Annotated in this window: 20 protein-coding genes; 15 read left to right on the top strand and 5 right to left on the bottom strand. The window is 30.8% G+C overall.

The genetic code is table 11. From position 1 onward, the window contains the following. Positions 1 to 2 precede the first annotated feature (2 nt). The 14 genes from V8G56_RS15655 (at position 3) to V8G56_RS15590 (ending at position 13,249) form a co-directional block, all read left to right on the top strand. Positions 3 to 530, top strand: a complete 528-nt coding sequence (locus V8G56_RS15655; RefSeq protein ID WP_395439402.1) for a DUF6913 domain-containing protein — start codon at positions 3 to 5, stop codon at positions 528 to 530. After that, positions 523 to 1,401, top strand: coding sequence for a 4-hydroxy-tetrahydrodipicolinate synthase (gene dapA, locus V8G56_RS15650; protein WP_395439401.1), 879 nt, complete (start codon positions 523 to 525; stop codon positions 1,399 to 1,401). Before V8G56_RS15655 ends, dapA begins: the two co-directional genes overlap by 8 nt. 1 nt (position 1,402) lies before the next feature. After that, complete coding sequence (locus V8G56_RS15645; RefSeq protein ID WP_395439400.1) at positions 1,403 to 2,326, top strand: ion channel; 924 nt, start codon at positions 1,403 to 1,405, stop codon at positions 2,324 to 2,326. Positions 2,327 to 2,435: 109 nt separating this feature from the next. Beyond that, complete coding sequence (locus V8G56_RS15640) at positions 2,436 to 3,242, top strand: outer membrane protein assembly factor BamD (RefSeq protein WP_395439399.1); 807 nt, start codon at positions 2,436 to 2,438, stop codon at positions 3,240 to 3,242. A 5-nt stretch (positions 3,243 to 3,247) separates the two neighbouring features. Further along, positions 3,248 to 3,577, top strand: a complete 330-nt coding sequence (locus tag V8G56_RS15635; protein ID WP_331633863.1) for a DNA-directed RNA polymerase subunit omega — start codon at positions 3,248 to 3,250, stop codon at positions 3,575 to 3,577. A gap of 8 nt (positions 3,578 to 3,585) precedes the next feature. Further along, the gene (coaBC, locus tag V8G56_RS15630) at positions 3,586 to 4,797 is read left to right on the top strand and encodes a bifunctional phosphopantothenoylcysteine decarboxylase/phosphopantothenate--cysteine ligase CoaBC (protein WP_395439398.1); all 1,212 of its coding nucleotides are present in this window, start codon (positions 3,586 to 3,588) and stop codon (positions 4,795 to 4,797) included. Next, a complete protein-coding gene (porD, locus tag V8G56_RS15625; protein WP_395439397.1) occupies positions 4,790 to 5,677 on the top strand; it encodes a type IX secretion system protein PorD in 888 nt (295 codons plus the stop codon). The genes coaBC and porD overlap by 8 nt, the downstream gene beginning before the upstream one ends. A 61-nt stretch (positions 5,678 to 5,738) precedes the next feature. Further along, positions 5,739 to 7,391: a DNA repair protein RecN gene (recN, locus tag V8G56_RS15620; RefSeq protein ID WP_395439396.1), complete on the top strand. Its 1,653-nt coding sequence runs from the start codon at positions 5,739 to 5,741 to the stop codon at positions 7,389 to 7,391. Positions 7,392 to 7,452: 61 nt separating this feature from the next. Beyond that, complete coding sequence (locus V8G56_RS15615) at positions 7,453 to 8,268, top strand: enoyl-ACP reductase FabI (RefSeq protein ID WP_395439395.1); 816 nt, start codon at positions 7,453 to 7,455, stop codon at positions 8,266 to 8,268. A 74-nt stretch (positions 8,269 to 8,342) separates the two neighbouring features. Further along, positions 8,343 to 9,347, top strand: coding sequence for a glycosyltransferase (locus tag V8G56_RS15610; protein WP_395439394.1), 1,005 nt, complete (start codon positions 8,343 to 8,345; stop codon positions 9,345 to 9,347). After that, positions 9,344 to 10,309 (top strand): CdaR family protein, encoded by a 966-nt coding sequence (locus V8G56_RS15605; protein ID WP_395439393.1) that lies wholly within the window; start codon positions 9,344 to 9,346, stop codon positions 10,307 to 10,309. The genes V8G56_RS15610 and V8G56_RS15605 overlap by 4 nt, the downstream gene beginning before the upstream one ends. After that, positions 10,306 to 10,890, top strand: coding sequence for a dephospho-CoA kinase (gene coaE, locus V8G56_RS15600; protein WP_395439392.1), 585 nt, complete (start codon positions 10,306 to 10,308; stop codon positions 10,888 to 10,890). The genes V8G56_RS15605 and coaE overlap by 4 nt, the downstream gene beginning before the upstream one ends. Positions 10,891 to 10,970: 80 nt before the next feature. Next, positions 10,971 to 12,542, top strand: a complete 1,572-nt coding sequence (locus V8G56_RS15595) for a sensor histidine kinase (RefSeq protein WP_395439391.1) — start codon at positions 10,971 to 10,973, stop codon at positions 12,540 to 12,542. 2 nt (positions 12,543 to 12,544) lie between these two features. Then, positions 12,545 to 13,249: a response regulator transcription factor gene (locus tag V8G56_RS15590; RefSeq protein ID WP_395439390.1), complete on the top strand. Its 705-nt coding sequence runs from the start codon at positions 12,545 to 12,547 to the stop codon at positions 13,247 to 13,249. A gap of 136 nt (positions 13,250 to 13,385) precedes the next feature. On the opposite strand, the gene V8G56_RS15585 is transcribed toward V8G56_RS15590, so the two are convergent. The 5 genes from V8G56_RS15585 to V8G56_RS15565 all read right to left on the bottom strand — a co-directional run bounded on the left by V8G56_RS15585 (position 13,386) and on the right by V8G56_RS15565 (position 18,094). Then, positions 13,386 to 13,547 carry a hypothetical protein gene (locus V8G56_RS15585; protein ID WP_395439389.1) on the bottom strand — a complete coding sequence of 54 codons (162 nt, stop codon included), beginning with the start codon at positions 13,545 to 13,547 and terminating at the stop codon, positions 13,386 to 13,388. A gap of 379 nt (positions 13,548 to 13,926) precedes the next feature. Then, on the bottom strand, positions 13,927 to 14,583 hold the full coding sequence (locus tag V8G56_RS15580) for an alpha/beta hydrolase (protein ID WP_395439388.1): 657 nt from the start codon (positions 14,581 to 14,583) through the stop codon (positions 13,927 to 13,929). Then, on the bottom strand, positions 14,584 to 14,916 hold the full coding sequence (locus V8G56_RS15575) for a hypothetical protein (protein ID WP_395439387.1): 333 nt from the start codon (positions 14,914 to 14,916) through the stop codon (positions 14,584 to 14,586). Between the two features lie 5 nt (positions 14,917 to 14,921). Continuing rightward, positions 14,922 to 16,175 (bottom strand): dihydroorotase, encoded by a 1,254-nt coding sequence (locus tag V8G56_RS15570; protein ID WP_395439386.1) that lies wholly within the window; start codon positions 16,173 to 16,175, stop codon positions 14,922 to 14,924. Next, positions 16,172 to 18,094, bottom strand: a complete 1,923-nt coding sequence (locus tag V8G56_RS15565) for a vWA domain-containing protein (protein WP_395439385.1) — start codon at positions 18,092 to 18,094, stop codon at positions 16,172 to 16,174. The genes V8G56_RS15570 and V8G56_RS15565 overlap by 4 nt, the downstream gene beginning before the upstream one ends. A gap of 277 nt (positions 18,095 to 18,371) precedes the next feature. Here V8G56_RS15565 and V8G56_RS15560 point away from each other — a divergent pair, with 277 nt between their 5' ends. Next, on the top strand, positions 18,372 to 20,264 hold the full coding sequence (locus V8G56_RS15560) for a M61 family metallopeptidase (RefSeq protein WP_395439384.1): 1,893 nt from the start codon (positions 18,372 to 18,374) through the stop codon (positions 20,262 to 20,264). The last annotated feature ends 43 nt before the right edge of the window (positions 20,265 to 20,307 follow it).

Raw genomic sequence — 20,307 nt, 5'->3', positions numbered from 1 at the left:
AAATGATTTTAAAGGTTTTTAAAGAAAAATCTAATATAAGACACTTGGATAAAATTTTATCAAGTCGTGATGTTAATGTGAGCGATAGTAAGATAAAAAGTTTGGGAGTTATAATGCATATTAATGAGATTGATGATTTTGAATTATTTAGAAAATTAGCTGAAAAGTTAAATATTCAACCCTTTAATTTAAAGATAATAGCTTATTCAAGTGAAAGTGCAGAAAAACCAAATTCTTGGGATATTTGTTTTAATGAAAAAGATTTTGGTTGGAATGGAACGATTCATAATGTCGAATTACAATCATTTTTAGATACTGATTTTGACGTTTTAATTAGTTATTATGAGGAAGATATATTAGAGTTGAAATTAATGACAGCAAAATCAAAAGCACAATTTAAAATTGGAATTTTCCAACCAGATAGTCGTTTAAACGATTTAATTATTCAAACTCAATTAAATCAATTCGACGCGTTTAAAAATGAACTTTTTAAATATTTAACAATATTAAATAAAACTAAAAATGAGTAGTAAATTTCTTGGAACCGGCGTAGCTTTAGTAACCCCTTTTAAATCAGATTTAAGTATTGATCATGAAGCATTGGCCCATATTGTAAATTTCAATGTGAATAATGGTACAGATTATTTAGTAGTTTGCGGTACAACCGGAGAAAGCGTTACGATTACTAAACAAGAGAAAAGGGAAATAATTGATACGATTTCAAAGGCTAATAAAGGCAGAATACCTATGGTTTTGGGTATCGGTGGAAATAATACGGCTCAAGTTATTGAAGAAATAAAAGACACAGATTTAAATGTTTTTGATGCTATTTTATCAGTGTCACCTTACTATAGCAAGCCAACTCAAGAAGGGCTCTATCAGCATTTTAAGGCTATTTCAGAAGCGTCACCTATTGATGTTATTTTATATAATGTACCTGGGAGAACTTCAAAAAATATGGAGCCAGAAACCACTTTAAGATTGGCGAATGATTTTAAAAATATCATTGGAGTAAAAGAAGCCGGTAATAATGTGGCTCAATATTTAAAATTACTTAAAAACAAACCAGATGATTTTTTAGTGATCTCAGGCGATGATGATTTGGCATTAGGGGTGGTTTTAGCTGGTGGTGCCGGGGTTATTTCTGTTATTGGTCAAGCATTTCCAAAAGAATTTTCTGAAATGATTCGTCTGGGTTTAAACGGAGACGCAAAAAAGGCTTACAATATTCATTATAAGTTGATGGATGTTATTGGATATATTTTTGAAGAAAATAATCCTGCAGGAATTAAAGCAGTATTTGAAGTTCTTGGTTTATGTAGAGATTCTGTTAGATTGCCACTAGTCCCGGCTTCAAATCATTTAAAAGACAAGATTAGAAAATTTGTAGCAAACTTTTAATTTGGGAAAAAAGATAAAAGATCCTGGGTTGGGAAAAGCCTCATCACAACATGCCAAGCGTATGATGAATGCGGATGGGTCTTTTAATTTAGTACACTTAAATAAACCTCGAAGATTATCTGACGCTTATCATTATTTGGTGAACATCAGTTGGTTTCATTTTTTTATGTTGACTTTTTTAGTCGGGTTTTTAATTAACGCCCTTTTCGCACTAATTTACTTAAGTATAGGCATAGAAGAAATTGTTCCATCTACAGGCAATATTTTAAACGATTTTTTGAATGCCTTCTTCTTTTCAATGCAAACTTTTACCACGGTGGGATATGGTTTGATGTCACCACTAGGTATTGCCAGCGGCATTGTGTCATCTTTTGAAGCCTTTTTAGGGTTAATGTTGTTCGCCTTTGTGACAGGTTTAATATATGGTCGTTTTTCAAAACCAAAGGCCGCTATAAGGTTTAGTAAACATTTAATTTTAAGAGATTTTAATCATACCAGAGCCCTTATGTTTAGGCTTGTTAACAGTAGGAAAACTGTCATGATTTACCCTAAAATCGCTGTAACGTTATCGTTGTCAACACAAAATAATTTAGGTGAGTATGAGAATAGTTTTTATTCGCTTAATTTAGAAAGAGATACCATTAATTATTTACCAACAACATGGACTATTGTTCATGAATTAGATAAGGAAAGTCCCTTTTTTGAATTTTCTAATGAGGATTTAATCAAACAACATGGTGAGTTATTAGTGATGATAAGTTACTATGATGAGTCCTTTAATCAAGAAGTGCATCAAATGCATAGCTATGTGTTAAATGAAATAAAATTAGATTGTAAATTTGTAAAAGCTTACTATTACAATGATAATGGCCAAATGATTCTTGATTATAAGCTTTTTGATACCATAGAATCAGTTAAAAGTTAAATATAACTTAAACTCAATGGGTGCGATAAATCAAGGTTTATTTTAGCATTAAAATTATATTTTTAAATTCCATTATAAAACCTTAATTTTGCATCCTGTTTTTTAATTTATGAATAAGATTCTTTACATATTTTTATTGCTAGTAACTTTAAGCTCTTGTAGTGAGTATCAAAAGGCCTTAAAAGCTGAAGATACGGCTACTAAGTTCAAATTAGGTGAAGAATTATATAACGCAGGTAAGTACGACAAAGCGAATAAACTTTTTGCACAAATTGTACCGAGTTATAGAGGGAAGCCACAAGCAGAAAAACTTATGTATTTGTATTCTCAGTCATTTTATAAAATGAAAGACTACTATATAGCTGGTTATCAGTTTGAGCGTTTTGCGTCTAGCTATCCCAAAAGTGAAAAGGTAGAAGAGGCCTCTTTTTTAAGTGCCAAAAGCAATTATATGTTATCTCCGGCATATACTAAAGATCAAAAAGAAACAAAACAGGCTATTGAAAAACTTCAGGAATTTATAAATTTATTTCCAGATTCAGAATATGTTGTAGAGGCTAATAAGTTAGTTAAAGAATTAGATTATAAATTAGAATTGAAATCTTTTAGTATTGCTAAGCAATATGATCATATATCTGATTTTGAGGCATCAATAAAGTCATTTGATAATTTTATATTTGAATTTCCTGGCTCTATATTGCGTGAAGACGCTTTGTTTTATAAATTAGATGCCTCATATAAGCTTGCAGTTAATAGTGTGGAACGGAAAAAGGAATTCCGGTTGAATAATGCTAAAACGAGCGCAGATATGTTTAAAAAATCTTATCCTGGTTCAAAATACATTGAAGATGTAAATGACATGGCGAGTAAAATTGAAGAAGAATTAAAAAATTACGGTAATAAAGATAATATATAATGAAAATAGATTTAAAAAAAACCAATGCTCCTGTTAATACTGTAACGTATGACAGAAATCAAATTGATGAGGCTACAGAAAACATCTATGAGTCTATATCTATAATTGCAAGACGTGCTGAGCAAATTAATTCTGAAATTAAAAAGGAATTAATTGATAAGTTAGAAGAATTTGCTACTTATAATGATAGTCTTGAAGAAATTTTTGAAAATAAGGAGCAGATTGAGGTTTCAAAATTTTATGAAAAATTACCAAAACCTCATGCCTTAGCCGTTCAAGAATGGTTAACTGATAAAATATATTACCGAAATACTGAGGAAGATACTCAGGAATAAACCTTGTTATGTCAATATTAAGCGGCAAAAATATACTTTTAGGCATTAGTGCCGGTATAGCCGCTTATAAAACTGCATCTTTAGTTAGGTTATTTGTGAAAGTTGGGGCTAACGTTAAAGTAGTAATGACACCCGCTTCAAAAGACTTTGTAACGCCTTTAACCTTATCAACACTTTCAAAAAATCCTGTTTATTCTTCATTCACTTCAGATAAGGATGATAACCCTGTATGGAATAATCATGTAGATATAGGCCTTTGGGCAGATTTAATGCTTATTGCACCAGCAACGGCAAACACCTTGTCAAAAATGGCAAACGGTGTTTGCGATAATTTGCTTTTAGCTACTTATTTATCCGCAAAATGTCCGGTATATTTTGCGCCAACAATGGACTTGGATATGTATAAACATCCAAGTACCTTAGGTTCTTTTAAGGTTTTAAAAAATTACGGAAATATTATGATTCCGGCAACTAGCGGTGAATTAGCGAGTGGATTAGTGGGAGAGGGAAGAATGGCTGAGCCAGAAGATATTGTGACATTTATTGAAAATGATATTTTAGTTAAATTACCTTTAAGAGGAAAGAAAGTACTCATTACGGCTGGCCCAACCTATGAGGCTATTGATCCAGTCAGGTTTATTGGAAACCATTCCAGTGGAAAAATGGGTTATGAAATAGCAAAAGCATCGGCAAATGCTGGTGCTGAGGTTATTTTAATTTCTGGTCCAACACATGAAACTGTTGCTCATAATTTGATTACAACTGTACCAGTTGTCTCAGCGGAAGAAATGTATATCGCTGCTCATAAGTATTATCCAAAAACAGATATTGCCATTCTTTCAGCAGCTGTAGCAGATTTTAAGCCAAAACATGTGGCAACTCAAAAAATAAAAAAGAAAGAAAATACGTTAACAATAGAATTAGAAAACACTAAAGATATTTTAGCCTCTTTAGGAGCTGTAAAAAAGCATCAGTTGTTGGTTGGTTTTGCTTTAGAAACTAATAATGAACTAGAAAATGCAAAAGGCAAATTAAAAGCTAAGAATTTAAACTTAATTGTTTTAAATTCGTTAAATGATAAAGGGGCTGGTTTTAAAACTGAGACCAATAAAGTGACTTTTATTGATGATAAAGAAAATGTTCACGAATTTCAATTAAAATCTAAGGCTCATGTAGCTGCAGATTTAATAAATGAAATCATAAAACAAATCAATGCGTAATATTCTATTTCTTCTTTTTTTGTTGTTAGGTTTGGTCAGTTTCTCACAAGAGTTGAATTGTAGTGTTGTTGTGAATGCACAGCAAACAGGCAATGATAATCAAACAATTTTTAAGAATTTAGAGAAACAATTAACAGAATTCGTTAATAATACTAAATGGACTAACAAAACCTTTGCACCTCAAGAAAGAATAAATTGTAGTATGGTTATTATTATTAATGACTATAGTGGTGAAACATTTCAGGGTACTCTTCAAATGCAATCTTCAAGACCAGTTTACGGGTCTTCTTATAGTACACCTCTTTATAATATAAATGATAAAGATTTTACCTTTAGGTATTTAGAATTTCAAAATATTATTTTTAATCCTACTCAATTTGAATCTAATCTGGTATCTGTTATTGCCTTTCATGTTTATATGGCATTAGCATTGGATGCGGATTCATTTTCAAAAAACGCGGGTGATGTTTACTTGAAACAAGCGCAAACTATTGTAAATTATTCTCAGCAAGAAAATTATAAAGGATGGAAACTTGAAGATGGTTTGCAAAGTAGATTTGCTTTAATTGATAATATTTTGTCGCCAACATTTAAAGAATACAGAGACGTGATGTATAGCTATCACAGAGAAGGTTTGGATGTCATGAGTGACAATGCAAAGGAGGGAAAGGAAAAAATTGCTGCAGCTATCAAACTTTTTGAAACAATGAACAGACGAAGACCTAATTCATTTTTGTTAAGGACATTTTTTGATGCTAAGTCAGATGAGATTGAGCAAATATTTACTGATGGTCCTGGCGTGAATGTGGCTAGTGTTCAAGAAACTTTGCAGAAAGTGGCTCCTACTTATGCAAGTAAATGGAGAAATATTAAGTTTTAAGTTGTTTTGAATTTAAAACTCACCTATCTTTAATTTCATAAATTTTAATCTATTTATTCACTTGTTAACATCGCTATCCATACAGAATTATGCTTTAATTGATGATCTTCATGTTGATTTTAATAATGGATTATCTATCATTACGGGTGAAACCGGCGCAGGAAAATCAATTTTGCTTGGTGGCTTGTCTTTAATACTGGGAAAACGTGCCGATTTAAGCAATTTAAAAGACACTTCCCAAAAATGCATTATTGAGGCCGTATTTGATGTGTCAAATTATAATCTTAAAACCCTTTTTGAATCTGAGGATTGTGATTATGAAGACATAACAATCATAAGAAGAGAAATTTTACCTTCTGGGAAATCCAGAGCTTTTGTTAATGATTCTCCGGTTAATTTGAATAGTTTACAAATCATTGGAGAACAATTAATAGATATTCATTCACAGCATCAAACATTACAGTTGATTAGTAATGAATTTCAATTTCAAGTGATTGATGTCATAGCAAATAATAACAATTTACTTGAACAATTTAAATCTGAATTAAAGGAGTATAATGCCTTACAAAAGGAACTTAAGGAATTGCAAAATTTTCAAGCAGACGCTATTAAGGAGCATGATTATAATATATTTTTATTAAATGAATTGACGGAAGCAAATCTTAAAGATGGAGAACTTGAATTGCTGGAAGAAGAAAATGAAACTTTGAGTAATGTGGAGGATATTAAGGAAAAATTATCAGAATCCTATCAACTTTTAAATGATGAGCAAATAGGGATTTTAATATTACTTAAAAACTTAAAGAATAATTTTCAGAAATTAAAAGATTATTCTTCAAAATATGAAGATTTATATAATAGAGTTGAGAGTTGCTTGATTGAAATGGATGATGTTTTTGATGAAATTGATGGAATGCAAGAATCATTAGAAGCAGATCCAAAGCGCTTAGAAGAAGTGAATGCAAAATTGTTACGTATTAATAATTTAATGCAAAAACATTCAGTTAGTGAAATTCCAGAATTGATAGACATCAAAAACAATTTGGAGGATAAGGTGTCTGTAACTGAAAATTTAGAGGGCACCATTCAAAATAAAAAGACTGAAATTGAAACAAAAAAGGGTCAATTAGATACCAAGGCAAAACAAATTCATGATAACAGAACAGACGTGATTCCTGTATTAATTGAGCAATTGCAATCTATTTTAGGTAGTTTAGGAATGCCCAATGCCCAATTTAAGATTGATTGCCAGTTAGGCGATACTTTTTATTTCAACGGAAAGGATGAACTTTCTATTTTATTTTCAGCCAATAAAGGGGGGCAATTTAATGAATTAAAAAAAGCCGCTTCTGGTGGTGAATTGTCAAGAATTATGCTGGCAATTAAATCGGTGCTTTCAAAATATATAAAACTACCAACTATTATTTTTGACGAGATTGATACCGGTGTTTCAGGTGAAATTTCGAATAAAATGGGAGATATTATGTTACTTATGAGTAAAACAATGCAAGTTATTTCGATAACGCACTTACCACAAATAGCAGCCAAAGGGCATACTCATTTTAAAGTTTTTAAGGAAGAAGTCAATGAGGTGACCAGAACGAACTTAATGAAGCTGAATCATGATGAACGTATTGTTGAAATTGCGCAAATGCTGGGTGGTATAGAAATGTCATCTTCAGCGATTGCGCATGCTAAAGAATTACTTAATTAATTAGTATCTTTGAAACCAAATTAAAATAAATAGAATACAATCATAAACTAACTAAAAAGAAATGTCATACAATTTACTTAAAGGAAAGAAGGGAATCATTTTTGGAGCTTTAGACTCTAATTCAATTGCTTGGAAAACTGCTGAGCGTGTTCATGAAGAAGGAGGACAATTTGTATTAACAAATGCACCTGTTGCAATGAGAATGGGACAAATTAATGAATTGGCTGAAAAAACAGGATCTCAAATCATTCCGGCGGATGCAACTTCTTTAGAAGATTTAGAAAATTTAATAACAAAATCAACCGAAATTCTTGGCGGTAAGATTGATTTTGTTCTGCATTCTATTGGTATGTCTATTAATGTTCGTAAAGGAAAACACTATACAGATCAAAATTATGAATGGACTCAAAAAGGGACAGATGTTTCTGCTATGTCATTTCATAAAGTCATGCAATGTTTGTATAAGGCTGATGCAATGAATGAATGGGGAAGTATTGTAGCCTTAACTTATATGGCGGCGCAACGTGTTTTCCCTGATTATAATGATATGGCTGACAATAAAGCCTATTTAGAAAGTATTGCTCGCAGTTTTGGGTATTTCTTTGGAAGAGATAAAAAAGTGCGTGTAAATACTATTTCACAATCACCTACACCTACAACTGCTGGTAGTGGTGTAAAAGGTTTTGATGGTTTTATAGCTTATGCAGATAAAATGTCTCCGCTAGGTAATGCTACGGCTTTAGACTGTGCTAATTATACCATTTCTTTGTTTAGTGATCTTACTAAACGTGTGACTTTGCAAAATCTTTATAATGACGGAGGTTTTAGTAATATGGGTGTAAGTGATGCTGTTATGGAAACTTTTATGAAAGAATAAATTTTAAATAAATTTAGAAAACTAGCCACCAATTAAACGGTGGCTTTTTTGATTGGTTTAGTTACATTTGTGTTATGCAATTACAGTTTTCATTTATTATTCCAGTTTATAACAGGCCTGACGAAACACAGGAACTTTTACAAAGTTTTACTGAGTTGGAATTTCATAACGATTATGAAATTGTAATTGTTGAAGATGGGTCTACCATATCTTCCAAAGAAATTATTGAAACATTTAAAACTAAACTCAATATTTCTTATTTTTTTAAAAAGAATACGGGGCCTGGTGATTCAAGGAATTACGGAATGAAGCACGCCAAAGGCAATTACTTTATTATTTTAGATTCTGATTGTATTTTACCACCAAATTATTTAAAGGAAGTTTCAAAAAGTTTAAATAAACATTATGTGGATTGTTTTGGTGGCCCGGACGCAGCGCATGAATCTTTTACCAGTTTACAAAAAGCCATTAATTTTTCAATGACCTCTTTTATTACCACTGGAGGTATAAGAGGTCATAAAAAAAGTATTGATACCTTTCAACCTCGAAGCTTTAATATGGGGCTCTCTAAAGAGGCATTTGAAGCTTCAAATGGATTTGGAAGCATTCATCCCGGTGAAGACCCCGATTTATCCATTAGGCTTTGGGAGTTAGGTTATAAAACGAAGTTAATTCCTGATGCTTATGTTTTTCATAAACGACGAATTTCTTGGAAAAAATTTTATAAACAGGTCTACAAATTTGGTATGGTAAGGCCCATTTTAAATCGTTGGCATCCCAGTTCAAAGAAAATCACCTATTGGTTTCCTACTTTATTTAGTTTAGGTTTATTGGTCTCATTTGGTTTGTTTTTGCTTCATATTAAATTGGGAATCTTTGTTTATATGTTGTACTTTATAAGTGCTTTTTTTGTGGCTTGGCTTTCAACAAAAAGTGTAAAAGTGTCATTACTTTCATTAATGGCTATTGTAGTTCAATTTTATGGTTATGGATACGGCTTTATTAAATCAACAGTAATGTTATATTCTAAAAAGAAACCTGAAACTATTTTCCCCGAATTATTTTTTAAATTAAAATGATAAAAAAATTAAGATCAAATATTATTACGGGTATTAAGAATAGAAAAATAAATGTCTTTTTTCTATTTCTGCTACTGTCATTTTTAATTTTGATTTTCTCAAAATTATCTAAGGAATATACCAATACAAGGGTCTTTAATATCCATAAAACCAATGTACCCAAGGAATATGTTATTTTAAATGATTCCAATAATAAACTGAATATTGTTTTCAAAACTCACGGATTTAATTGGCTTAAATATTATTTTTCAAAACCGGAAATTACTGTTGATTTCAAAGGGGATGTTACAAAAGTCGACTCTTTATTCGTTTTCAATAAGTCCAGAGTATTTTTGAATAGTGAATTAGAATTCGGCAGTCAGGTGGAGTTATTAAATGTGAGTCCGGATAATCTATATTTCAGATATGACGTTAATTTAATTAAAAAAGTGCCGGTGGTTGTGAATGCTAATATTAATTATATGGCTGGTTATGATTCATTTAATTCGTATAAAATTTCACCAGATTCTATTCAAGTGGTAGGTCCAAATTTATTAGTTGAAAATATTAAAAGTATCCAAACTGAAAAAATGGTATTAGAAAATATCAAAAGTGATATTGATAAAACAATTAAATTAAAACTACCTAAAAATAATAAAGATTTAATATTTTCTTCGGACGAAGTTAATCTTACCGCAGAAGTTGAAAAATTTACTGAAGGCAGTTTAAAAATTCCAATTATTTTAATCAATGTTCCGGAAGGTTTAAAAATAAAATATTTCCCTAAATCTATTAATGTTATTTACTACACAAGTTTAAATAAATTCAATGAAATTTCTGTTAAAGACTTTAAAGTGGTTTGTGATTATAGTAAAGTGAGCAATAACCAAACATTTTTATTGCCTGAGCTGGATAAAATAACTCAAAATGTAAAAAGTGCTAAAATTAATCAGCAACATATAGATTTTATTATTACGGAATGAAGATAGTAGGTCTTACTGGTGGAATAGGAAGTGGCAAAACAACGGTCGCAAATATGTTTCGTGCCCTGGGAATCTCCATATACATTGCAGATGAAGAGGCTAAAAAACTAATGGCTTCCTCAAAAATTATTAAAAGAAAACTGATTGTGTTATTTGGTGAAGAGGCCTATGTTAATGATGCATTAAATAAACCCTATATTGCTAATACTATTTTTAAAAATAGAGTGTTATTGGAAAAAATGAATGCCATTATACATCCACGAGTGGCCAGTCATTTTAAAAAATGGCTATTAAAACAAAAATCACCTTATGTTATTAAAGAAGCAGCTATTTTATTTGAAAATGAAGGTTACAAACAATGCGATATAATTATTACAGTAACGGCCCCAAAAGAATTAAAAATAAAGCGTTTATTGAGTAGAGATAATATGACTTTAGAAAAGATTGAGGCTATTATGAATAATCAATGGAATGATGAGAAAAAAATCAAATTATCAGATTATGTCATTGTTAATACCAAGTTAGAAAATACCAGAAAACAGGTTATTAAAATCCATGAAGAAATAATAGATAAACTTTAATAAATCTTAAATTTTAACATTTTTGTTAATGTAAGGTTAAATCATAAGACCGCTAAATGTTAAAATGTTAATTTTGAATAATGAGCAAGAGAGTTTTTGTCCTGTTGGTTCTGTTAATGAGTATGTCTCTTATTGGAATCATATTTGTTCAGGCTTACTATATAAAGGATTCGGTAAAAAATGAAAGAGAAAGGTTTACTTTTAATGTAAAAAAAGCCTTAAGTTATGTGTCTAATGCTATTGAGGATAATGAATTAGACACCTATTTTGAAAAGTATCAAAAATTAATAAATGATAAAAAAGTTGATTCTGTAGCGGTATCTCAATTATTTATTTATCAACAGAATAGCAATACAAAAGAAACACTGATTTATAAAAGTGGAGTTTTAGAAGAGAACTATAAATTATCTTCGTCGCTCTTTGACATTGGTTTAGATAGTATTAACATCAAAAACATCATTGGAAGTTCAAATCTTGAAGTCTATAAAAATGAAGATATTTCTGAAAAGGATTTGAGTAAATCGCCCATTGTAAATATTATAAATAGCGGACGTTTACTTCCGGCAGAAAGAAACTTTTTTGAAAAAAATTTTAAGGCCTACACAAAAACAATTCCGGTATATCAGCGTGTAACTAAAGAGCAGATAGCTAGTCTTTTAACTAAAAAACTTAAAGAGGATAATATAAATATTGACTATGAGTTTGCCATTTATGGTAATGATCTGGCAACCAAGGTGCATAGTGATGGTTTTGAAAAAAATTTAGAGTCCACTTATAGTGTGCCAATTTTTTATGATGAGAACAATCAAAGTAATTATAAGCTGTTGGTGAGTTTTCCAGATGACAGAAAATTTATTTTATCATCCATTATAGGCATGATTTTATTATCAGTCATTTTTACATCCGTTATTATAATTGCCTATTCAAGTGCTTTGTATCAATTAGTGAAACAGCGTAAAATTTCGCAAATAAAAACAGATTTTATAAACAACATGACCCATGAGTTTAAAACGCCTATTGCAACTATAAACCTAGCGCTTGATGCCATAAAAAATCCCAAGATTATTGATGATAAAGAGAAAGTTATTCGTTATCTTAATATGATTAAGGAAGAAAACAAAAGGATGCATGCTCAGGTTGAGAACGTATTAAGAATATCTAAACTAGAAAAACACGAGCTTAATATTAGTAAGGATAGAGTTAAGTTGCACGACTTAATTATTGATGCTATAACACATGTGGAGCTGATTGTAGAAGATAGGAAAGGATATATTAAAACATTTCTTGAAGCGGATAAATCTTCTATTTTAGCCAATGAAACACATTTTACAAACGTTATAGTCAATATATTAGATAATGCTATTAAGTATTCTCCGGAAGCGCCTGAAATTGAAGTTTATACAGAAAATGTTGGAACTAACATTTTATTAAAAATAAAGGACCACGGAAGTGGCATGAGTAAAGCCGCTCAAAAGCGTGTATTCGAAAAATTTTATAGAGAATACACTGGAAATATACATAACGTAAAAGGTCATGGTCTGGGTCTTGCGTATGTTAAACGAATAGTAGAAGACCATCAAGGTCATATAAAAGTTGAAAGTGAAAAAGATAAAGGAAGCACATTTACCATCAAACTTCCTCTAATAACATAATTATGGAAGAACAAAACAAGAAAATTTTATTAGTAGAAGACGATCCTAATTTTGGAACGATTCTAAAAGATTATTTAATGATGAATGATTATGACGTGGTTCATGCCAAAAATGGTATGGAAGGTTTTGAAAAATTCAAAAAGGATGATTATGACTTATGTATTTTAGATGTTATGATGCCATATAAAGATGGTTTTACATTAGCTAAAGAAATCCGTGAAAAAAACAAAGAAGTGCCTATCGTTTTCTTAACGGCTAAAACGATGAAAGAAGACGTGCTGAAAGGCTATAAAGTTGGAGCTGATGATTATTTAAATAAACCATTTGATAGTGAAGTTTTGCTTATGAAGATAAAAGCCATTATGCAACGCAAAGCTACTGAAACCATTTCAGATAGTAAACAATTTGAATTTAAAATAGGCGACTTTGAATTGAATTCTAAATTGCGTTTTTTAAAGTATAAAGGCGGTAATCCAGTAAAATTATCACCAAAAGAAAATGAATTATTACGTTTATTAGCATTACATGAAAATGATTTAATGCCAAGAGCATTAGCACTTACCAAAATATGGAGAGATGATAATTACTTTACTTCAAGGAGTATGGACGTCTATATTGCAAAATTACGTAAGTATCTAAAATTAGATGAAAAAGTAGAAATACTAAACATTCATGGTGAAGGTTTTAGATTAGTCGTTAACAGCTAATTTTTCAAAAACAATGAATTAAAAACCAGCTTTAGGGCTGGTTTTTTTTGTGATAGTCTAGGTATAGCTGTATTTTCTGATTAGGCTTGATCTAGAGATCAAATATGCCAGCTTTTGTGCGGAGTTATTTGCTTTCTTAAGACCCTGCAAATGGAGTTCCGAATAATCCAACTGCCAGTTCAGCCCAAATGAGTACGAACATTATGAGTATAATGGCTATGAGTACAATGCGATTCTTCTTCTTTTGGACTTTCCTTAATACAACCTCTAACATAAATCCAAGGCCAAGTAATAGCATTCCCATTATAATGAAGTCTAATAATGACCAATTTATTTCGGAAGAAAATAACATCCCAATTAATGGAATAAGTAACAGTAAGGGTACAGTGAGTAGGATTATAATTAGTCTTTTATTTTTGTCCATAATTTTTTTTTATTTTAATAATTTTTCAATAGCATGTATGTGTTTTTAAATCCTTCTCTACCAGAATCAGTGATTAAGTATTTTAGCTTTGTTAATCTGAACCTCTGGTCTATAATTAAGTACCATGCGATGATCTGGAATGTTTTAATAGGTTATATCAGCAGTTAAACGACGTTATATTATTTTTCTAAAAAAGGCAAAAGACAAACTTTTTCAAACCCATGATAATATTAAGAAGATAATGCCTTATTTACTAAATCCGTTGTATTAACCAATCTCTCAATTCATAAAAATTTTGTGGTGCCACACCATGCCCCACAGGAAATTCTGAGTACTGATGCTTAATATGTAAGCTATTTAAAAAACCTGGCGTTATTCTGGCCCAATCTACAGGAATTACCTGATCAACACTTCCATGAGAACAATAGAAATCCAGCTTTGAATATTCTTTATTTTCAATGTCTTGAGGCAAAATATCTTTGTTAATGTATCCACTTAAGGCAATAATGTTTTTTACTTTTTCAGGGTAGGTTAAAGCAACGGCATAACTTAATATGGTACCTTGACTAAAACCTAAAAGGGTCACCTTGTTTTTATTAACAGGATAAGTCTTGGTTGCCTCATCAATAAATTTAGCAATAAGATCTCGAGATATTTTGGCTTGTTCATTATCACTCCATTTCCCCTGAACAGCATCAAAATTGATGGCGTACCAGGCATTTCCAAAGGGTTGCATGGTATACGGGGCACGCACAGAAATAATAAACAGTTCTTCAGGTAGTTCACTGGCAAATGAAAATAAATCATTTTCATCACTACCATAACCATGCAGCATAATTAATAACGGGGCATTTTGTGCTAAAGAAGAGGTTCTAATTTTATGATGTAAGGATAGATTATTATTGATCATTTAGTTTCCAATGCTAGCGAATAATTTTTGAATGAAATCACCTAATAATGGAACAGTTTGTGGTTTGCCTGCTACTGCATTTATAAATCCATAAATAAAAAGGACCCCAAAAAACATCCAAAAACAAAAAGTGATTAACCAACTATCAAAAGCACTAATCACATAGCCTAAAACAAAAAAAGTAAGCCATAAGCCTAGGGCTTGTCTTATATGAAATGAGGCAAATTTATTTTTTTTGTCATTATTTAAAAAAAAGGCAATAATAGTTCCGAATATGGTGAGATAGCTTATTACTGCAATATTTTTGCCATCTGCAATATCTTGATTTTCCATAATGATTAATTTAGAGAAATTTGGTTATTTGAAATAATGCCATAGACTTTTCCTTTTAAATCTTGATTTTCAAATATAGCGTTTTTAGATTTTGACAAAATGTTCTTTGCCGAAAATCTGTATTTAGTATCAGGATTAAAGAGCGTGATATTTATTTTATTACCAATATTTATTGGCATTGGTTCAATTCCAAATCTTGTTTTTCCTTTTGTTAAAAGCTCAACGGTTTTCTTTAATGTCAACAATGATTGTAAGGCTCCAAAGGCACTTTCCAAGCCTATGGTTCCATTTGCAGCATGGTCAAACTCAATTTTTTTGTGTTCTATATCAATTGGATTATGATCAGTGGTAACCATATCAATAGTGCCATCTTTAATGCCTTCTAGTAAAGCTTCCACATCATGCTTGGTTCGTAAAGGTGGTAAGACCTTATATGCCGTATTAAAATCTGATAGGATATCATCTGTAAAGAATAGATTATGAATAGCAACACTGCAACTTATATTTAACTTCTTCTTTTTAGCCTCCCTAATTAAAGCCACTGAACCGGCAGTTGAAATTGTTGGAATATGAAGTTTACCGTTCGTGTATTCTAATAAAAATAAATCACGAGACACTTGTAAATCTTCTGATAAGTTAGGATTGCCTTTTAAACCTAGAGAAGTGCTTGTTATGTTTTCATTCATAACACCTAATCCGGTAATGTTATTATCCTGTGGAAAGGAACAAACCAACCCATTAAAATTACTGGCATATTGCAGGGCTAATTTCATAAGATTTGGATTTTTAATAGGCTTTTTATAATCATAAAAGGCCACAGCTCCTGCACTTTTCATATCGAATAATTCAGCTAAATCTTCACCGTTTCCATCTTTAGTTAAAGCCCCAATCGGTAAAAGTTTTACGGCATGGTGTGCTCCTTTAGAAGTAATAAAAGTGATGTCGGCATTACAATCAATCACAGGATTGGTATTGGCGTTCATAGCCACCGTAGTGAAACCTGATGATGCCGCCGTTTTTAGTCCGTTTTTTATAGTTTCCCGTTCTTCAAATCCTGGTTCGCCAAAACAAACACTACTATCAAACCAACCTTGAGAGATATGTAAGTTTTCAAAAGTGATTTCTTGATATTTTTTAGGATTTTTTAAATTCTGACCAATTTGAGAAATAATGCCTTTTTCAATCAAAAGATCTTGTGTCGTGTTGTGAAATTCACTTTTCGGATCTATTATTTTAGCAGATTTTATAAGTATGTTCATTTAAAATATTTTAATATGAGCATTTCAATAATCAAGAACGCTAATGCAAAAATAACAAACCATTTCCATAGCTCATTAACTTTTGTTTCACTTTTTAATGTATTAAAAATATCAGTGACAGAATTACTTAAAGTTATTTGTTCCAGTATGGAAAGGTCTTGATAAATTAAATGACTTTCCTCTCTATTATAATTATAACTTACATTTTTAATGCTTTCAGCTTTGTCCTTCACAGAATAAATATTTGCAATAGAAGGCTCTTCATTCGTTGTTATTACAATTTTATTATTATAATACTGCTGTTTGGGTATTAACACCACATCACCAAAAACAAGCGATAAAATATCATCTTGATGCAAATTTACAGAAAGGTCAAAAGAGTTTTCATTTCCAATGGTATAATACAAGTTAGGATTTTTTAGACTAAACTTTCCTATGTTATAAAACGTTGGAACAATTAGTGGTGAATTTTGGAAATTTGAATTAGAAGTATTGAGTGGTGCAGAAAATATATAGGCATTATTGTTCTCAAGTAAAAAAGGGTTAAGGTCTTCATATTCAAGGATTGGTGAGTTTGCGATTTTTGAGACATTATAAAAACTGTTTACCTTTGGATACTGAAAATTTGTAATTCTTTTTTCAAAAACCCCATTAGCATATAATGGGTGGGCGTAGTTTATCGTGGTTATTTGTTTTGCTGATTTTGAAATAGGATTAAGAGACGTGCTATAATTTGATAAGAATGAATTATAAGTATCAATATCAATTTCTTCTGAAGGAATAACCATAAGATATCCGCCTTGTTCTGAAAACAATTTTAAAACACTCGTCAAACTACTAGGAATACTTTTTAATTCATTTAATACGATCAAGTTTTGTTCATTAATGAGATTGTAATCAAGTTGGTTTAATGGAGTAGAAGCAAAGTTAAATTCTTTCTCATTATAGATGCGTTTTAAAAAAGAATCATCAGCATTGTTTATTGAGAGAATATTAATTTTGGGTGTTTTGTTAATGTTAAAAAACAAACTGTTGTCATATTGTAAATCAGGATCTTCAATAATAATTTTACCATTAATAATTTCATTTTCTGGCAACGAAAAGGAGGTTACCGTTTCCTTATCAAAATTTACAGAAGTTTTAGCAATTAATTGATCATTGTTAAATAATGAAACCGGTAAATTAGTCACAGATTCACCTGAATTTTTTAAAATTATTTTTAATTCAATCGAATTGTTTGAGGATGCTGAAATGTAAGCTGAATCAATTGAAATGTTATTCATATTGACAGGCTTAAGCTGGACGGCGTGAATTTTGAATAAGGAGTCATTTTCTGGGTTGAATTCGGCCTTATTTCTTCGAAAATCTGATATAAACAGAATATTTTTTGCAGATAATGACGGTTTAAAAAGCTTTTTAGCTTTTAACAAGGCAGCATCAAATGACAATGATTTTGATGTATAATCAAGGTTTAATAAGTCGTTTTTTATTGCTTTTATTGTTGTGTTTTTAAAAGTGGATTCATTAGTGATCAATGAAATAGTTTCATCTTCAGGAACATTGCTAATAATATCTTGAACGGCCCGTTTTAATAATTCTCCTTGATTGCCTTTAGATTGCATACTGAACGAATTATCCAAATAAATAACTATTTCGCTCGGAGTGTTTAATAAATTATTTTTTGAAGTAAATGGTTGCGCAAACGCAAAAATAATGGCAGCCAGAAGTAATAATCTTGTGACTAATGTGAGCCATTTTTTTAATTGTGAACTTTTTCTTGTTTGAATAGATACTTCTTTTAAAAAAGCAACATTAGTAAAGGCTTCTTTTTGGAATTTTCTAAATTGGAATAAATGAATTATAATAGGAATTAGCAGCAAAAATAAAGCGTAAAGAAGTTCTGGATGTTTAAACTGCATTTCTTATTAGATTTTTCATCTGATGACTTTTATTGTTTTTTAGCTGTCAGATGCATTTCATTAGGAGCCACTATTCATAATAGATATGATCGCTTTTCCCCTTTCAAACGTACATATTTTTTTTCATTTTTTAAGTATACAGAAATCTAAATGTTATAAAAAAGAACCATGTTGATTAAGATACTTAATTTGGTAAACTATTAACATAACATTAAGAGCGAATAATGTAACATAACTTTATTTTTAACGTCTTAAATGCGATCATAAAAAACATAAAATGAAAATTAGAATAATATCCGCTTTGTTTTTGGCAATGATGCTTGCCAGTTGTAGCGCAACAAAAAAATCAGGAAATGATTTAGCTGTTAGTGTGCCTATTAGCACACAAATAAATTTAACAGAAGTTGTTAATGACAAAGTACCTGTAGTTATTAATCCTGGGAGATTTACTTCAGAAACGGTCACCTATCACTTACCAAAAGTGGTTCAAGGAACCTATTCTGTGAGTGATTTTGGAAAATATGTAGACAACTTTAAAGCTTATGATTATGATGGAAATGAGTTAAGTTTTAAGAAGACTGATACCAATACCTGGGTCATCAATAATGCAGTTAATTTAGATTATTTAAGGTATGAGGTAAATGACACCTTTGATATAGAAGTCACTGGAGGCATTGGTGGAGACACCCCTTTTTCGCCGGCAGGAACTAACATTGAGCCTGATAATTATGTGTTAAATTTACATGGATTTATTGGTTATTTTGATTCTTTAAGGAATAATCAGTATAAATTAGAAGTGACTGCTCCCTTGGATTTTGTGCGTTCTTCGGCATTGCAAAATGCGGGATCAACAACGAGTGCTGATGGGAAAAATATGACTACTACTTATTTGGCATCCAGATATTTTGATATTACAGATAACCCAATGATGTATGGGAAATTTAGTGTTGAAGAGTTTGAAGTAGGCGGCATTAAAGTAGTGTTAAGTGTATATTCTCCAAATAAAATGCATTCTGCTACATCATTAAAAGATGCTATGTATAAAATGATGAAGGCACAAAAGGCATTTTTAGAAGATATTAATAGTACTCCCAGATACGACATCTTTTTATATTTATCAGAAGCAAAAGAAGATTCTCCAAAGGGTTTTGGAGCATTAGAACATCATACATCAACAGTAGTAGTAATGCCGGAATCTATACCAAACGAGGCCCTAGAAGAAAGTCTTATTGAAACGGTTTCTCACGAATTTTTTCATATAGTAAGTCCCTTATCGGTGCATTCGGAAGATGTTCACTATTTTGATTATAATAATCCAACATTTTCAAAACATTTATGGATGTATGAAGGTGTTACTGAATATTTTGCTAATTTATTTCAGGTAAACCAAGGACTTATTTCAGAAGATGAGTTTTACAATAAAATGATGGCTAAAATTCAAACATCTATGCAAATGAATGACAGCATGAGTTTTACTGAAATGAGTGAGAATGTATTAGATGATCCTTACGCTAAACAATATTATAATGTTTATCAAAAGGGCGCTTTAATAGGGATGTGTGTTGATATTTTAATGCGAGAAGAAAGTAATGGTCAGAGAGGTATTTTATCACTTATGAAAGAGTTATCTAATAAATATGGTAAAAACAAACCTTTTGAGGATGATAAATTAATTGATGAAATTGTAACTATGACCTATCCGTCATTACGAGCATTTTTTGATACACATGTTATAGGGAAAATTCCAATTAATTATAACGAATTTTTTGATAAAGTAGGTTTGGAATTAGCAGTAAGTAAAGTTGAGACTGGTTATATTCTTAATGCAGGAGCCTTAATAGTTGGTGGAGATGGACAAAAAGGCACCGTCTTTTTTAACGATTTAGTTTTAGACAATAGTTTCTGGGCTGATCAAGGGGTTCTGCCTAATGATGTGATTAAAGAAGTTGATGGAGTAGTGGTGACTTTACAAACAGCTAATCAAATTTTTCAAGATGTTTTTATGTGGAAACCCGGGCAAGATATTGAAATGAAATTAGATAGAAATGGCGAGGAAATCATTATTAATACCAAAACCACACAATCCTATACAAACGGGCAAGGATTGAAGTCAAAAGAGGATGCGACTGAATCACAAATAAAAATTCGTGAGGCCTGGTTAAAAGGATAATAATTTAGAATCTTATTATTATTTAAAAAAAGCCTAACAAATC

Source organism: Gaetbulibacter aquiaggeris, from assembly GCF_044003965.1.
GTDB classification, from domain to species: Bacteria; Bacteroidota; Bacteroidia; order Flavobacteriales; family Flavobacteriaceae; genus Yeosuana; species Yeosuana aquiaggeris.
The sequence above is the reverse complement of the archived record's forward strand: the minus strand, read 5'-3'. Positions and strand labels throughout refer to the sequence as shown.

Bases quoted from the DNA above. Each gene is read 5' to 3' on its own strand.
- V8G56_RS15655 (WP_395439402.1), top strand. From the start codon at position 3: ATGATTTTAAAGGTTTTTAAAGAAAAATCTAATATAAGACACTTGGAT.
- dapA (WP_395439401.1), top strand. From the start codon at position 523: ATGAGTAGTAAATTTCTTGGAACCGGCGTAGCTTTAGTAACCCCTTTT.
- V8G56_RS15640 (WP_395439399.1), top strand. From the start codon at position 2,436: ATGAATAAGATTCTTTACATATTTTTATTGCTAGTAACTTTAAGCTCT.
- coaBC (WP_395439398.1), top strand. From the start codon at position 3,586: ATGTCAATATTAAGCGGCAAAAATATACTTTTAGGCATTAGTGCCGGT.
- porD (WP_395439397.1), top strand. From the start codon at position 4,790: ATGCGTAATATTCTATTTCTTCTTTTTTTGTTGTTAGGTTTGGTCAGT.
- V8G56_RS15615 (WP_395439395.1), top strand. From the start codon at position 7,453: ATGTCATACAATTTACTTAAAGGAAAGAAGGGAATCATTTTTGGAGCT.
- V8G56_RS15610 (WP_395439394.1), top strand. From the start codon at position 8,343: ATGCAATTACAGTTTTCATTTATTATTCCAGTTTATAACAGGCCTGAC.
- V8G56_RS15605 (WP_395439393.1), top strand. From the start codon at position 9,344: ATGATAAAAAAATTAAGATCAAATATTATTACGGGTATTAAGAATAGA.
- coaE (WP_395439392.1), top strand. From the start codon at position 10,306: ATGAAGATAGTAGGTCTTACTGGTGGAATAGGAAGTGGCAAAACAACG.
- V8G56_RS15595 (WP_395439391.1), top strand. From the start codon at position 10,971: ATGAGCAAGAGAGTTTTTGTCCTGTTGGTTCTGTTAATGAGTATGTCT.
- V8G56_RS15590 (WP_395439390.1), top strand. From the start codon at position 12,545: ATGGAAGAACAAAACAAGAAAATTTTATTAGTAGAAGACGATCCTAAT.
- V8G56_RS15585 (WP_395439389.1), bottom strand. From the start codon at position 13,547: ATGCTATTACTTGGCCTTGGATTTATGTTAGAGGTTGTATTAAGGAAA.
- V8G56_RS15580 (WP_395439388.1), bottom strand. From the start codon at position 14,583: ATGATCAATAATAATCTATCCTTACATCATAAAATTAGAACCTCTTCT.
- V8G56_RS15575 (WP_395439387.1), bottom strand. From the start codon at position 14,916: ATGGAAAATCAAGATATTGCAGATGGCAAAAATATTGCAGTAATAAGC.
- V8G56_RS15570 (WP_395439386.1), bottom strand. From the start codon at position 16,175: ATGAACATACTTATAAAATCTGCTAAAATAATAGATCCGAAAAGTGAA.
- V8G56_RS15565 (WP_395439385.1), bottom strand. From the start codon at position 18,094: ATGCAGTTTAAACATCCAGAACTTCTTTACGCTTTATTTTTGCTGCTA.
- V8G56_RS15560 (WP_395439384.1), top strand. From the start codon at position 18,372: ATGAAAATTAGAATAATATCCGCTTTGTTTTTGGCAATGATGCTTGCC.